13 protein-coding genes are annotated in these 14,897 nt (G+C 54.3%); 10 read left to right on the forward strand and 3 right to left on the reverse strand.

From position 1 onward, the window contains the following. From leuB to leuL, 3 genes are all read right to left on the reverse strand, one after another. Complete coding sequence (gene leuB, locus BM323_RS12415; protein ID WP_008108624.1) at positions 1-1,092, reverse strand: 3-isopropylmalate dehydrogenase; 1,092 nt, start codon at positions 1,090-1,092, stop codon at positions 1-3. Between the two features lie 2 nt (positions 1,093-1,094). Further along, entirely contained in the window at positions 1,095-2,657 is a 1,563-nt protein-coding gene (gene leuA / locus BM323_RS12420; protein ID WP_008108623.1) for a 2-isopropylmalate synthase, read from the reverse strand. Between the two features lie 93 nt (positions 2,658-2,750). After that, the gene (gene leuL, locus BM323_RS24730; RefSeq protein ID WP_099686952.1) at positions 2,751-2,834 is read right to left on the reverse strand and encodes a leu operon leader peptide; all 84 of its coding nucleotides are present in this window, start codon (positions 2,832-2,834) and stop codon (positions 2,751-2,753) included. A 733-nt stretch (positions 2,835-3,567) separates the two neighbouring features. Here leuL and ilvI point away from each other — a divergent pair. The 10 genes from ilvI to mraY all read left to right on the forward strand — a co-directional run bounded on the left by ilvI (position 3,568) and on the right by mraY (position 14,897). Further along, positions 3,568-5,292 (forward strand): acetolactate synthase 3 large subunit, encoded by a 1,725-nt coding sequence (gene ilvI / locus BM323_RS12425; protein WP_008108621.1) that lies wholly within the window; start codon positions 3,568-3,570, stop codon positions 5,290-5,292. Positions 5,293-5,294: 2 nt separating this feature from the next. Beyond that, the gene (ilvN, locus tag BM323_RS12430; RefSeq protein WP_008108620.1) at positions 5,295-5,786 is read left to right on the forward strand and encodes an acetolactate synthase small subunit; all 492 of its coding nucleotides are present in this window, start codon (positions 5,295-5,297) and stop codon (positions 5,784-5,786) included. Positions 5,787-5,983: 197 nt separating this feature from the next. Further along, positions 5,984-6,994, forward strand: a complete 1,011-nt coding sequence (cra, locus tag BM323_RS12435; protein ID WP_008108619.1) for a catabolite repressor/activator — start codon at positions 5,984-5,986, stop codon at positions 6,992-6,994. Positions 6,995-7,486: 492 nt separating this feature from the next. Then, positions 7,487-7,945: a division/cell wall cluster transcriptional repressor MraZ gene (gene mraZ / locus BM323_RS12440; protein ID WP_007885013.1), complete on the forward strand. Its 459-nt coding sequence runs from the start codon at positions 7,487-7,489 to the stop codon at positions 7,943-7,945. Between the two features lie 2 nt (positions 7,946-7,947). Then, positions 7,948-8,889, forward strand: a complete 942-nt coding sequence (gene rsmH, locus BM323_RS12445) for a 16S rRNA (cytosine(1402)-N(4))-methyltransferase RsmH (RefSeq protein WP_008108618.1) — start codon at positions 7,948-7,950, stop codon at positions 8,887-8,889. Beyond that, a complete protein-coding gene (gene ftsL, locus BM323_RS12450; protein ID WP_008108617.1) occupies positions 8,886-9,206 on the forward strand; it encodes a cell division protein FtsL in 321 nt (106 codons plus the stop codon). Before rsmH ends, ftsL begins: the two co-directional genes overlap by 4 nt. Positions 9,207-9,222: 16 nt before the next feature. Continuing rightward, the gene (locus BM323_RS12455) at positions 9,223-10,989 is read left to right on the forward strand and encodes a peptidoglycan glycosyltransferase FtsI (protein WP_008108616.1); all 1,767 of its coding nucleotides are present in this window, start codon (positions 9,223-9,225) and stop codon (positions 10,987-10,989) included. Next, on the forward strand, positions 10,976-12,463 hold the full coding sequence (murE, locus tag BM323_RS12460; protein WP_008108615.1) for a UDP-N-acetylmuramoyl-L-alanyl-D-glutamate--2,6-diaminopimelate ligase: 1,488 nt from the start codon (positions 10,976-10,978) through the stop codon (positions 12,461-12,463). The genes BM323_RS12455 and murE overlap by 14 nt, the downstream gene beginning before the upstream one ends. Beyond that, positions 12,460-13,821 carry a UDP-N-acetylmuramoyl-tripeptide--D-alanyl-D-alanine ligase gene (gene murF, locus BM323_RS12465; protein WP_008108614.1) on the forward strand — a complete coding sequence of 454 codons (1,362 nt, stop codon included), beginning with the start codon at positions 12,460-12,462 and terminating at the stop codon, positions 13,819-13,821. The genes murE and murF overlap by 4 nt, the downstream gene beginning before the upstream one ends. Further along, the gene (gene mraY / locus BM323_RS12470; RefSeq protein ID WP_008108613.1) at positions 13,815-14,897 is read left to right on the forward strand and encodes a phospho-N-acetylmuramoyl-pentapeptide-transferase; all 1,083 of its coding nucleotides are present in this window, start codon (positions 13,815-13,817) and stop codon (positions 14,895-14,897) included. The genes murF and mraY overlap by 7 nt, the downstream gene beginning before the upstream one ends.

Consider the following 14,897-nt stretch of genomic DNA (forward strand, 5'->3'; position numbering starts at 1 on the left):
TTATTTTTCCTCGGCGATGAAACCGGCAATGATGCTGCCCATCTCATCTGTGCTCACGGCCTTGCCGTCACCGGCCAAATCACGGGTACGATAACCCGCTTCCAACGCGCGGCTGACAGCGCGTTCAATGCTTGCGGCTGCTTCATCCGCATTCAGGCTGTAACGCAGCAGCAGTGACAGCGACAGAATCTGCGCAATCGGGTTGGCAATGTTCTGACCGGCGATATCCGGTGCGGAACCGCCCGCTGGCTCAAACAGGCCAAAACCTTCTTCGTTCAGGCTGGCAGAAGGCAGCAAGCCCATCGAACCGGTAATCATCGCGCATTCGTCTGACAGGATGTCGCCAAACAGGTTAGAACACAGCAGCACGTCAAACTGTGATGGATCTTTAATCAGCTGCATGGTGGCGTTATCGATGTACATGTGGCTCAACTGCACATCCGGATAATCTTTTGCCACTTCGTTGACAATCTCGCGCCACATCACGGAAGTCTGCAACACGTTGGCTTTATCGATTGAGGTAACGATGTTGCGGCGCTTACGCGCTGATTCAAACGCGATACGCGCAATGCGCTCGATTTCGAAACGGTGATAAACCTCAGTATCGAAAGCGCGCTCATGTGGGCCGCTGCCTTCACGGCCTTTCGGCTGACCGAAGTAGATGCCGCCGGTCAATTCACGCACGCAGAGGATGTCAAAACCGCGCTCGGCGATATCGCTGCGCAGCGGGCAGAACGCTTCCAGACCTTTATACAGCGCGGCAGGGCGCAAGTTGCTGAACAGCTTGAAGTGCTTACGCAGCGGCAGCAGCGCGCCGCGCTCAGGTTGCTGTGCAGGCGGCAGATGTTCCCACTTCGGGCCACCTACCGAGCCAAACAGAATCGCATCCGCTTGCTCTGCGCCGGCAACGGTAGCCGGTGGCAGCGGTTCACCATGACGATCGATGGCGATACCGCCAACATCATATTCGCTGGTGGTGATACGCATGTCGAAACGCGTACGAATTGCATCGAGAACTTTCATGGCCTGCGCCATCACTTCCGGACCAATTCCGTCGCCTGGCAAAACCGCGATATGAGAAGACTTAGACATAGTTACACCGTTTCCTTCTGATCTTTAAATTTACGCTGCAGTTCTTTTTCCACCTGCTTAGCACGCCAAATATTGTTCAACGCGTTCACCATCGCTTTCGCCGATGATTCGACGATATCGGTCGCCAGGCCAACGCCGTGGAATTTACGACCGTTGTAGTTGACCACGATATCGACCTGACCCAGCGCGTTCTCGCCGTGGCCTTTTGCCGTCAATTTATAGTTGATCAGTTCAGCTTCAAAGCCGGTAATGCGGTTGATCGCCTGATAAACCGCATCAACCGGACCGTTACCGGTTGCGGCGTCCGCTTTGGTCTCTTCACCGCAGCCTAACTGCACGGAGGCCGTCGCGGTCACGCTTGAGCCGGTCTGCACGTTGAATTCGTTCAGCTGGAAATATTCTGGTTCTTCGTTCTGCTTGTTGATGAAGGCTAACGCTTCCAGATCGTAATCGAAGACTTGGCCTTTCTTGTCGGCCAGCTTTAGGAAGGCGTCGTACAAAGTGTCGAGGTTGTAATCAGACTCTTTGTAGCCCATCTCTTCCATGCGGTGTTTCACCGCGGCGCGGCCAGAACGGGAAGTCAGGTTCAGCTGGATTTTGTGCAGGCCGATAGATTCTGGCGTCAGGATTTCGTAGTTTTCGCGGTTCTTCAGCACGCCATCCTGGTGAATACCGGAAGAGTGGGCGAAGGCGTTAGAACCGACCACCGCTTTGTTGGCTGGAATCGGCATGTTGCAGATTTGGCTAACGGTTTGGCTGGTGCGGTAAATTTCCTGATGATTGATGTTGGTGTGGACATTCATGATCTGCTGGCGGGTTTTGATCGCCATGATCACTTCTTCCAGCGCACAGTTACCGGCACGCTCACCTAAACCGTTTAACGTGCCTTCAACCTGGCGCGCACCGGCCAATACTGCGGCGATGGCGTTGCCGGTCGCCATACCCAAATCGTCATGGGTATGAACGGACAAGATGGCTTTATCGATGTTGGGAACGCGAGCCACCAATTGGCCAATGATGTTGGCGTATTCGCCTGGCAAGGTGTAGCCAACGGTGTCCGGGATGTTGATGGTGGTTGCACCGGCATTGATCGCGGCTTCAACCATGCGGCACAAATCGTCGATTGGCGTACGACCGCCATCTTCACAGGAGAACTCAACGTCGTCGGTGTAGTTGCGCGCGCGTTTTATCATGTGCACCGCGCGTTCAATCACTTCCGGCAGCGTGCTGCGCAATTTGGTGGCGATGTGCATCGGAGAAGTCGCGATGAAGGTGTGAATACGGAACGCTTCAGCCACACGCAGTGATTCGTATGCGGCGTCAATGTCCTTCTCAACGCAGCGTGCCAGTCCGCAGACGCGGCTGTTTTTAATGGTACGAGCGATGGTTTGTACGGATTCAAAATCGCCTGGAGAGGAAACGGGGAAGCCCACTTCCATCACATCCACGCCCATACGTTCCAACGCCAGAGCGATTTGCAGTTTTTCTTTAACACTCAGGCTGGCCTGTAAAGCCTGTTCGCCATCACGCAGAGTGGTATCGAAAATAATAACTTGCTGGCTCATCGTAATCTTCCTTATGCATTAACGTTGCCGGTGCTACGAGCATAAAAAAACCCGCGCATTGGCGCGGGTTTCTTAAACTTCAGCAGGTTCGAATCAGTTATTGATTCCGCCCACGAGTCTACCGCGCAAACTGGATGCGTTTAGTAGTAGACCGAGTAGGCGGAAAGAATGAAACATGATTCAAACCTCGTAAATTTTTGGATGCACATATTGGTACTGGAATTGACGTGTGAAGTCAACCTTAAGTGCAAGGGTATTTCTGAGAGGTAAAAAGGGCGATGTGCTGTGATTTTTCAGCTGCGCAGAGCAATGGCATTAATTAGTAACAGGATAAGTGATTCCATCCACTTAAAAAATCGTTTAGAAAATAGAGTTTATTTTAACTGATTGATAATTATTGGCTTATGTCAACAATGCACATTGCTGGTAAAACAAGATTAGGCTTGTTGCTAAGAAGAATATGATGTGATTAGACCGTTTTATAGCTAATCACGCCAGAAAGTAATTATCACAAAAGATTGTGGACTGAGTGGTCAGGCAATATGAAAATCATATTTCTTAGAACACGCTGCAAATAATCTCTAAACCAGCATTTTCCTCTGTGGTTATGACGAAGCATTAGTTTAATCCTCGCAGGCAATAATCACGCATCAGTGCCTTTATTGCCGGATTGGGCGCGACGTGGCGTCCTGGCGTTTGCAGGTCGGGTTGTCTGCGGTTATGGTAATCGACCTACTCTTAAAAGAATTAACTCAAGTAGATTCCCTGTACCTGGAAGGCGGACAGAACGCCGCCTTCTGAGCATAAACATAAGGTTTTGATCTTAATTGGCGATCGGGGGCCGGATATCAGTGGCGTGCGGGAAACGCGAACGTCAGTGGATTCAGTCCCTCAAGCCTGGAGGCAGAAAATGGAGATGTTGTCAGGAGCCGAAATGGTCGTCCGTTCATTAATCGATCAGGGCGTTAAGCAGGTATTCGGTTATCCGGGCGGAGCGGTGCTCGATATTTATGATGCGCTGCAAACGGTCGGTGGTATTGACCACGTATTGGTCCGTCATGAACAAGGCGCGGTGCATATGGCCGATGGCCTTGCGCGTGCGACCGGTGAAGTGGGCGTGGTGCTGGTGACTTCCGGTCCGGGCGCCACCAACGCGATTACCGGTATTGCAACCGCCTATATGGATTCAATCCCGATGGTGATTCTGTCGGGTCAGGTGCCTTCGTCACTGATTGGTTACGATGCGTTCCAGGAGTGCGACATGGTCGGCATCTCCCGTCCGGTGGTGAAGCACAGCTTCCTGGTGAAAAATGCCGAAGAGATCCCAACCGTGCTGAAAAAGGCCTTCTGGCTGGCAGCCAGCGGTCGTCCGGGGCCGGTGGTTATCGATCTGCCAAAAGATATCCTGAACCCAGCCAACAAGCTGCCGTACGTCTGGCCGGAAACGGTGAGCATGCGCTCTTACAATCCGACCATTCAGGGCCATAAAGGACAGATCAAGCGCGCGCTGCAAACGTTACTGGCTGCGCACAAGCCGGTGATTTACGCCGGCGGCGGGGCGATTATGTCGGGCTGCGAAGCAGAACTGCTGCAGCTGGCTGAGCAACTGAATATTCCGGTGACAACCTCGCTGATGGGCTTGGGCGTGTTCCCTGGCACGCATCGTCAGTGCATCGGTATGCTGGGTATGCACGGCACTTACGAAGCCAACATGACCATGCACAACGCCGATCTGATTTTCGGTATTGGCGTGCGTTTCGACGACCGCACCACCAACAATCTGGCGAAGTACTGCCCGAACGCCACCATTATGCATATCGATGTCGATCCAACGTCGATCTCCAAAACCGTCAGCGCGGACATTCCGATTGTCGGCGATGCGAAGCAGACGCTGGCGCAGATGTTAGAGCTGCTGGCGCAAAGCGATGCGAAGCAGGAACTCGATAGCCTGCGCGACTGGTGGCAGACCATTGAAGGCTGGCGTGGCCGCAAGTGTCTGGAATTCGATCGCACCAGTGACAAAATCAAGCCGCAGGCTGTCATCGAAACCATCTGTCGTTTGACCAAAGGCGAAGCTTACGTCACCTCTGACGTCGGTCAGCATCAGATGTTTGCCGCACTTTACTACCAGTTCGACAAGCCGCGTCGCTGGATCAACTCCGGTGGCTTGGGCACCATGGGCTTCGGCTTGCCTGCAGCGCTGGGCGTGAAGATGGCGCTGCCGGATGAAACGGTTATCTGCGTGACCGGCGATGGCAGCATCCAGATGAACATTCAGGAACTGTCGACCGCGCTGCAGTACGATTTGCCAGTGCTGGTATTAAACCTCAACAACGGCTTCCTCGGCATGGTTAAGCAGTGGCAGGACATGATTTACTCCGGCCGCCACTCGCAGTCTTACATGCAATCGCTGCCTGACTTCGTGCGTCTGGCCGAAGCTTATGGTCATGTGGGTATCTCCATTGCGCATCCTGCGGAGCTGGAAGAGAAGCTGCAGCTGGCACTGGATACGCTGGCGAAAGGCCGTCTGGTGTTTGTGGATGTGAATATTGACGGCAGCGAGCACGTTTACCCGATGCAAATTCGTGGTGGTTCGATGGATGAGATGTGGTTGAGCAAAACGGAGAGGACTTAATTATGCGTCGTATTTTATCGGTTCTGCTGGAAAATGAATCCGGCGCATTGTCCCGCGTAGTGGGACTGTTCTCTCAACGTGGTTACAACATCGAAAGCCTTACTGTCGCGCCAACCGATGATCCGACCTTATCACGCATGACAATTCAAACGGTCGGCGATGAAAAAGTGCTGGAGCAGATCGAGAAGCAGCTGCACAAGCTGGTGGACGTGTTACGAGTCAGCGAGCTGGGGCAGGGCGCTTACGTTGAGCGTGAAATCATGCTGGTGAAAATCCAGGCCAGCGGTTACGGCCGTGAAGAAGTGAAGCGCAGCGCGGAAATTTTCCGTGGTCAGATTATCGATGTCACGCCAACGCTTTACACGGTTCAGCTGGCAGGCACCAGCGATAAACTCGACGCGTTTCTTAACACTGTTCGCGACGTAGCAGAAATTGTTGAAGTGGCTCGCTCAGGAATCGTGGGTGTGTCGCGCGGCGATCGCGTAATGCGTTAATCACCTTAAGTAACGATTTCATCTGATTCTAACCCGGCGAAATGCCGGGTTTTTTTATTTTATGCGCTTATCCAGGATGCGAGAGAAAAGCGGTTGCTCGGCGTAGTGTTCTGCGGTTAGATGTTACAAATGTTTTACCCATAGCTACTCTGCGGATATTTTCGCCAGCGCTGGCTTATCAGAATTAAGGTGTCACCGTGAAACTGGATGAAATTGCGCGCCTGGCAGGCGTGTCGCGCACCACGGCCAGCTATGTAATCAATGGCAAAGCGCGGCAGTATCGTGTCAGCGAAAAAACCGTCGAGAAAGTGATGGCGGTGGTGCGTGAACACAACTATCACCCGAATGCCGTCGCGGCTGGGCTGCGTGCCGGACGCACCCGTTCAATTGGTCTGGTGATCCCTGATTTGGAAAACACCAGTTACACGCGCATTGCCAACTATCTGGAACGTCAGGCGCGTCAGCGCGGTTATCAGCTTTTGATTGCCTGCTCGGAAGATCAGCCGGACAACGAAATGCGCTGCATCGAGCATCTGTTACAGCGTCAGGTTGATGCCATCATCGTTTCAACTTCTCTGCCACCAGAGCATCCGTTCTATCAGCGTTGGATCAACGATCCTTTACCGATTATCGCGCTGGACCGTGCGCTGGATCGTGAACACTTTACCAGCGTGGTGGGTGCCGATCAGGATGATGCGCAGACGTTGGCGGCTGAATTGCGTCAGCTACCGGTAAAAAACGTGCTGTTCCTTGGGGCGCTGCCGGAATTGTCGGTGAGTTTCCTGCGTGAACTCGGCTTCCGCGATGCGTGGAAAGACGATGAACGGCCAATAGATTACATCTACTGCAACAGCTTCGATCGTGCTGCCGCTGCCACGCTGTTTGAGAAGTACCTCGAAGATCATCCGATGCCAGAAGCGCTGTTCACCACGTCGTTTGGGCTGCTGCAGGGCGTAATGGACGTTACGCTGAAGCGTGATGGCCGCCTGCCAACCGATCTGGCGATTGCCACTTTTGGCGACCACGAATTGCTGGATTTCCTTGAGTGCTCGGTGCTGGCGGTGGGGCAGCGTCATCGCGACGTGGCTGAGCGCGTGCTGGAGCTGGTTTTGGCCTCGCTGGATGAACCGCGTAAACCGAAACCGGGTTTAACCCGCATTCGTCGTAATTTATTCCGCCGCGGACAATTAAGCCGCCGCGCTAAATGAAATGCTGGGCAGTTCGCTGCCCAGCGTTAATTTAACCTGCAGATATTTCCTGCGAACCTTCCGGCGTAAATAAGCGTAAATAATCGCCACTCCAGCTAACAATTTAACCTTGCTGACTTTTCTTAATTGTTTACATCTCAAGCAGCGAGGCGTAGCAGAGCTGGCGCGATGATGCTGGGCTTCCTTTCAGAAATCCCCTAAAATGCCGCCGTCGTCGCAGATTGCAGGGCAAATATAATTCCGTGTAAAAGCGCTTTATTTTTCGCCATTTTTCAATGTGCGAAAATTTTTATTCAATTATTCATCAGGTTAATTTTTTATTTTGCGAATCCATGTCGATTAATTCCCTCTCTGATTAATTTCACCCGATGTAAATAGTGATATTCACTTGCCGTTGCGGCTTGACAAGGATTTCATCGGCTCCGTAAACTCGTTTCGTGGTAAAAAGTGGGATAAAGTGGTGAAAACGGGTGATTGAGGGGTAAGGCTGGCATGTTCCGTGGAGCAACGTTAGTCAATCTCGACAGCAAAGGACGATTAGCAGTACCAACGCGCTATCGTGAATTGCTAGTCGCAGAGTCTCAGGGGCAAATGGTGTGCACCATTGACCTCCACCAGCCATGCCTGCTGCTTTATACCCTGCCCGAATGGGAAATCATTGAGAAAAAGCTGTCTCGCTTATCCAGCATGAATCCAGCCGAGCGTCGCGTACAGCGGCTGCTGTTAGGACATGCCAGTGAATGCCAGATGGATAATGCGGGTCGTTTGTTGTTGGCGAACACGTTACGCCAACACGCCGGCCTGACCAAAGAAGTGATGCTGGTTGGACAGTTCAACAAGTTTGAGCTGTGGGATGAACAGACCTGGTATCAACAAGTTAAGGATGATATTGACACAGAACAGTCGGCTCAGGAGCCTTTATCTGAGCGGTTGCAGGACTTGTCGCTATAGCTATGCAGGAAAATTTCAAACACACCACAGTGCTGCTGGATGAGGCGGTAAACGGCCTCAATATCAGGGAAGACGGCATTTATATCGATGGCACTTTTGGTCGCGGCGGTCACTCGCGCTTAATTCTTTCTCAGCTTGGCGAGAAAGGGCAACTGATAGCGATTGATCGCGATCCGCAAGCGATAGCCGCAGCCGCTGAGATAAACGATCCTCGTTTTTCGATCGTGCACGGGCCGTTTTCGGCATTAGCGGAATACGTCGAAGAGCGCGGGCTGACTGGCAAGATCGACGGCGTTCTACTCGATCTGGGCGTCTCTTCACCGCAATTGGATGATGCCGAACGCGGTTTCTCTTTCATGCGTGATGGGCCGCTGGATATGCGTATGGACCCAACGCGCGGGCAATCAGCCGCTGAATGGCTGATGAGCGCGGAGGAGGCAGATATCGCTTTCGTGATCAAAACCTACGGTGAGGAGCGTTTTGGTAAACGTATTGCGCGCGCCATCGTTGAGCGCAACCGTGAACAGCCGATGACGCGCACCAAAGAGCTGGCAACGGTGATTGCCGCAGCGATGCCCGTTAAAGACAAATTTAAGCATCCGGCGACGCGAACTTTCCAGGCAATTCGTATCTGGATCAACAGTGAGCTGGAAGAGATCGATACCGCGCTGAAAGGGGCATTATCGGTTCTCGCGCCAGGCGGCAGGTTGTCGATCATCAGCTTCCACTCACTGGAAGATCGCTTAGTGAAGCGCTTTATGCGCGATCAGAGCCGTGGTCCGCAGGTGCCAGCAGGGATTCCGATGACCGAGTCGCAGCTCAAAGCTTTAGGCGGACGTGAACTGAAAACGCTGGGCAAGCTGATTCCTGGTGAAGCTGAAGTGAACGAAAACCCACGTGCGCGCAGTTCGGTATTACGTATCGCGGAGCGAACGGCGTCATGATTGGCAACGAGCGCCACAGCTTACCCGGTGTTATCGGTGGAGACCTGCTGCGATTTGGCAAGATCCCGCTGTTGCTGCTCATAGCAGTGCTGGTGTCTTCGGTGATCGTCGTGACCACCACGCACAAGACGCGCCTGTTAACGGCGCAGCGTGAACAGCTGGTGCTGGAGCGTGATGCGCTCGATATCGAATGGCGCAACCTGATTCTTGAAGAGAACGCACTGGGCGATCATAGCCGCGTAGAGCGGATAGCAACCGATAAACTGCAAATGCAGCATGTTGATCCTTCGCAGGAAAATATTGTGGTGCAGAAATAAGGAATCGCAGAACTCAATGAGTGGCGCAGGCAAAACGCTGAAGTTAAAAAAACAAGAAGATAAGGCCAGCTTTGTAAGCTGGCGCTTTGCGTTACTGTGCGGGTGCATTTTACTGGCGCTGGGCGGACTGCTGTCGCGCGTAGCATGGCTGCAGGTGATCAACCCTGACAAGCTGGTGAAAGAGGGCGATTTGCGTTCGCTGCGCGTGCAATCGGTGCCAACCGCGCGCGGCATGATCAGTGATCGTGCCGGTCGTCCATTGGCGGTGAGCGTGCCGGTGAATGCGATTTGGGCCGATCCGAAAGAGCTGACCGAACACGGCGGCGTCTCGCTGGATAGCCGCTGGAAAGCGCTGTCAGATGCGTTATCGATTCCGCTTGATCAACTCGCTGCACGCATCAACGCCAACCCAAAAGGGCGCTTTGTCTATCTGGCGCGCCAGGTGAATCCGGCGATTGGCGAGTATGTGAAAAAGCTTAAGCTGCCGGGCATCTATCTGCGTGAAGAGTCGCGCCGCTACTATCCAGCGGGCCAGGTTACCGCACACCTGATTGGTTTCACCAACATTGATGGTCAGGGCATCGAAGGCATCGAAAAGAGCTTCGACAAATGGCTGACTGGCGCACCGGGCGAACGTACGGTGCGTAAAGACCGTAACGGTCGCGTAATTGAAGATATCTCTTCGGTAGACAGCCGCGCCGCGCACAACCTCACGCTGAGCATTGATGAACGTCTGCAGGCGCTGGTGTATCGCGAACTGAACAACGCCGTAGCGTTCAACAAAGCCGAATCAGGCACCGCCGTGCTGGTGGATGTGAACACCGGCGAAGTGCTGGCGATGGCGAACAGCCCCGCTTACAACCCGAATAATCTCAGCAATACGCCGAAAGACGTGATGCGTAACCGCGCTATTACCGACATCTTCGAGCCAGGTTCCACCGTGAAACCGATGGTGGTGATGACGGCTTTACAGCGCGGTGTGGTGAAAGAGAACAGCGTACTGAACACTGTGCCGTACCGCGTCAATGGTCATGAGATCAAAGACGTGGCGCGCTACAACGAATTGACCCTTACCGGGGTTTTACAGAAGTCGAGTAACGTCGGGGTTTCACGTTTGGCGTTAGCGATGCCCTCCTCAGCACTCGTAGATACTTACGCGCGCTTTGGGCTGGGTAAACCGACCAATTTGGGGCTGGTCGGGGAAAGTAGTGGCTTATACCCTCAAAAACAACGGTGGTCTGACATAGAGAGGGCCACCTTCTCTTTCGGCTACGGGCTAATGGTAACGCCGTTACAGTTAGCGCGAGTTTACGCAACCATTGGCAGCTACGGCATCAATCGCCCGCTGTCGATCACCAAAGTTGACCCGCCGGTAGCGGGTGAACGCGTTTTCCAGGAAGACCTGGTGAAAACGGTGATGCACATGATGGAAAGCGTTGCGTTGCCTGGCGGCGGTGGGGTTAAAGCCGCCATCAAGGGCTATCGCATTGCCATCAAAACCGGTACCGCCAAGAAGGTTGGACCGGATGGACGTTACGTCAACAAATACATTGCTTATACCGCAGGCGTTGCGCCTGCCAGCCGTCCTCGTTTTGCGCTGGTGGTGGTGATTAACGATCCCCAAGCCGGTAAATATTATGGTGGTGCGGTTTCAGCACCGGTGTTTGGCGCCATCATGGGCGGCGTGTTGCGTACCATGAATATCGAACCTGATGCGCTGCCGACAGTTGATAAGAACGAGTTGGTGAAGAATAGAAGTGAGGAATCAAGTGACAGATCGTAACCTGCGCGACTTACTGGCCCCGTGGGTGCCGGGTGCGCCGGCGCGTCCACTCCGTGACATGACACTAGATAGCCGCGCTGCGGCTTCTGGCGATCTGTTTATCGCCGTGGCGGGCCATCATGCTGATGGACGTCGTTTTATTCCGCAGGCTATTGCACAAGGCGTGGCGGCAGTGATTGCCGAAGCCGAAGGTGAAGCCAGCGATGGAGATATCCGTGAGGTGCATGGCGTCCCGGTTATCTATCTGGCGCAGTTGCAGCAGCGTCTCTCTGCACTGGCCGGACGCTATTATCAGCAGCCTGCAAGCAAACTGAAATTAATCGGTGTTACCGGCACCAACGGCAAAACCACCACCACGCAACTGATGGCGCAGTGGGCCAATTTGCTGGGTGAAACCGGCGCCGTGATGGGCACCGTCGGCAACGGCCTTTATGGTCAACTGGTGGCAACCGAAAACACCACCGGTTCTGCGGTGGATGTGCAGCATGTTCTGAATGATTTAGTCGGGCAGGGCGCAACCCTGACGGCGATGGAAGTCTCCTCACACGGTTTGGTGCAGCATCGCGTTGCAGCTTTACCGTTTGCGGCCGCAGTGTTTACTAACCTGAGCCGCGATCACCTCGATTATCACGGTGATATGCAGAGCTATGAATCGGCTAAATGGTTGCTGTTCTCTGAGCATCAGGTCGCTGAAGCCATCATCAATGCTGATGATGAAGTGGGCCGTCGCTGGCTGGCAAAACTGCCAGATGCAGTAGCGGTTACCATGGAAGATAATCTGCAATCGGGCTGTCATGGCCGCTGGCTCAAAGCCACGGCGGTGGATTATCACGATGGCGGTGCGCACATCCAGTTCAGCTCCAGCTGGGGCAACGGCGAGTTTGATAGCCGCCTGATGGGCGCTTTCAACGTGAGCAACTTGTTGCTGGCGTTGGCTACGCTGCTGGCGCTGGAGTATCCGCTTGATGCGCTGGTCGTCACGGCGCCGCAGCTGCAGCCGGTGTGTGGTCGCATGGAAGTGTTTACAGCGCCAGAAAAACCTACCGTGGTTGTCGATTACGCTCACACGCCAGATGCGCTGGAAAAAGCGCTGGAAGCGGCGCGTCTGCACTGCAAAGGTCAGTTGTGGTGCGTGTTTGGCTGCGGTGGCGATCGTGACAAGGGCAAACGTCCACTGATGGGCGCGATTGCTGAGCAATTCTCCGACATCGTGGTGATCACCGACGATAATCCGCGCAGCGAAGAGCCGATGGCGATTGTGAATGACATTCTCACCGGCTTACTCGATCCGGGCCGCGCGCGCGTGGTTTCCGGTCGTGCGCAGGCGGTCACCAACGCCGTGATGCAAGCCGGCGCGGATGACATCGTGTTGGTGGCCGGAAAAGGCCACGAAGATTATCAAATCATTGGCAACCGTCGTCTGGATTACTCCGATCGCGACACCGTCGCCCGTTTGTTGGGGGTGATGGCATGATTCCCGTTTCTCTCAACACGCTGGCTGAAATCAGCGGCGGTCAACTGCATGGTGCGGACTTAACAATTACCGATGTCACCACCGATACACGTAAAGTCACCGCCGGCAGCCTGTTTGTGGCGCTGGTGGGTGAACGTTTTGATGCTCACGATTTCGCTAACGATGCCATTGCTAACGGCGCGCAGGCGCTGCTGGTAAGTAAGCTGCTGAAGGTTTCTGTACCGCAGGTAGTTGTTGCTGATACGCGCATTGCTTTCGGGCAACTCGCTGCGTGGGTACGCCAACAGGCGAAAGCGCGCGTGGTTGCCTTGACCGGTTCATCGGGCAAAACCTCGGTGAAAGAGATGACCGCCGCGATTCTGCGTCAGTGCGGCGAAACGCTCTACACCGCAGGCAACCTGAACAACGACTTCGGCGTACCAATGACGCTGCTGCGTCTCACCAAAGAACATGCTTATGCGGTGATCGAACTGGGTGCCAACCATCAAGGTGAGATTGCATACACCACCGATTTGGTGCGTCCAGAGACCGCTCTGGTTAATAACCTGGCCGCCGCCCATCTGGAAGGCTTTGGTTCGCTGGCCGGTGTGGCGAAAGCCAAAGGCGAGATTTTTGGCGGCTTGCCGGTACACGGCACCGCGATCGTCAACGCCGACAGCAACGATCTGGTCAACTGGCAATCACAGTTTGTGGATAAAACCCTGTGGCGTTTCTCGCCGCAGCCGATGGCTGATGCAGAGTTCCGCGCCAGTGAAATCGTGCTGCGTGCCGATGCCACGCTGTTCACGCTGCATACACCACGCGGTGATATCGCCGTGGAGTTGCCGCTGCCAGGCCGTCATAACATCGCAAATGCGTTAGCCGCTGCAGCGCTGGCGTTGTCGGTGGATGCGCCGCTGACGGCGATTCAAGCTGGCCTTAAAACCTTGCAGCCTGTTCCTGGTCGACTGTTCCCGATTCGTCTGGCGGCCAATCAACTGCTGCTGGATGACAGCTACAACGCCAACGTCGGTTCTATGACGGCTGCCGCGCAGGTGCTGGGCGATATGCCGGGTTACCGCGTGATGGTGGTGGGCGATATGGCTGAGCTGGGCGATGAAGCCGAACTGTGTCATCGCCAGGTGGGCGATGCGGCCAAAGCGGCCGGCATTGATTGTGTGCTGAGCACCGGAACTCTGAGCCAGTTGATTGGCGAAACCAGCGGCAAAGGCGAGCATTTCGCCACTAAAACCGCGCTGACTGAACGTTTACGCACATTGCTGTCCGAACATCAGGACATCACTATTTTGGTTAAAGGTTCACGTAGTGCCGCCATGGAGCAGGTAGTACAGAGCTTACAGGAGAAAGGAACATGCTAGTCTGGCTGGCCGAACATCTGGTCGCATTTTATTCCGGCTTTAACGTCTTCTCGTATCTGACGTTTCGCGCCATTGTCAGCCTGCTGACCGCTTTGTTCATTTCTCTGTGGATGGGCCCGCGCCTGATTGCCTGGTTGCAGAAACTGCAGATCGGCCAGGTGGTGCGTAACGACGGTCCAGAATCACACTTCAGCAAGCGTGGCACGCCAACCATGGGCGGCGTGATGATCCTCACCTCCATCACCATTTCGGTGTTGATGTGGGCTTATCCGTCTAATCCATATGTCTGGTGCGTGCTGGTGGTGTTGGTTGGTTTTGGCATCATCGGCTTTGTGGATGACTATCGCAAAGTGGTGCGCAAAGACACTAAAGGGCTGATCGCGCGCTGGAAATACTTCTGGATGTCGGTGATTTCGCTGGCCGTTGCATTCGCGCTGTTTATCGCCGGTAAGGATACGCCTGCGACGCAGCTGGTGGTGCCGTTCTTCAAAGACATCATGCCGCAACTTGGACTGTTCTACGTGGTGCTGGCCTACTTCGTGATTGTCGGTACCGGCAACGCGGTTAACTTAACGGACGGCCTTGATGGCTTAGCCATCATGCCAACGGTATTCGTGGCAGCAGGCTTTGCGCTGGTGGCGTGGGCGACCGGTAACGTCAAGTTTGCCGAATATCTGCACATTCCTTATTTACGCCACGCGGGTGAATTGGTGATTGTCTGTACCGCGATTGTCGGAGCCGGACTCGGATTTTTATGGTTCAACACCTATCCAGCGCAAGTGTTCATGGGCGATGTCGGCTCACTGGCGCTGGGCGGCGCGCTCGGCACGATCGCTGTGCTGCTGCGTCAGGAATTCTTGCTGTTAATCATGGGCGGCGTGTTTGTGGTCGAAACGCTGTCGGTGATTCTGCAGGTGGGATCGTTCAAGCTGCGCGGTCAACGCATTTTCCGCATGGCGCCGATTCACCATCACTATGAATTGAAAGGCTGGCCGGAGCCGCGCGTCATCGTGCGCTTCTGGATTATTTCGCTGATGCTGGTGCTGATTGGCCTGGCAACGCTGAAGGTGCGTTAA

Source organism: Pantoea sp. YR525 (assembly GCF_900116775.1).
GTDB classification, from domain to species: Bacteria; Pseudomonadota; Gammaproteobacteria; order Enterobacterales; family Enterobacteriaceae; genus Pantoea; species Pantoea symbiotica.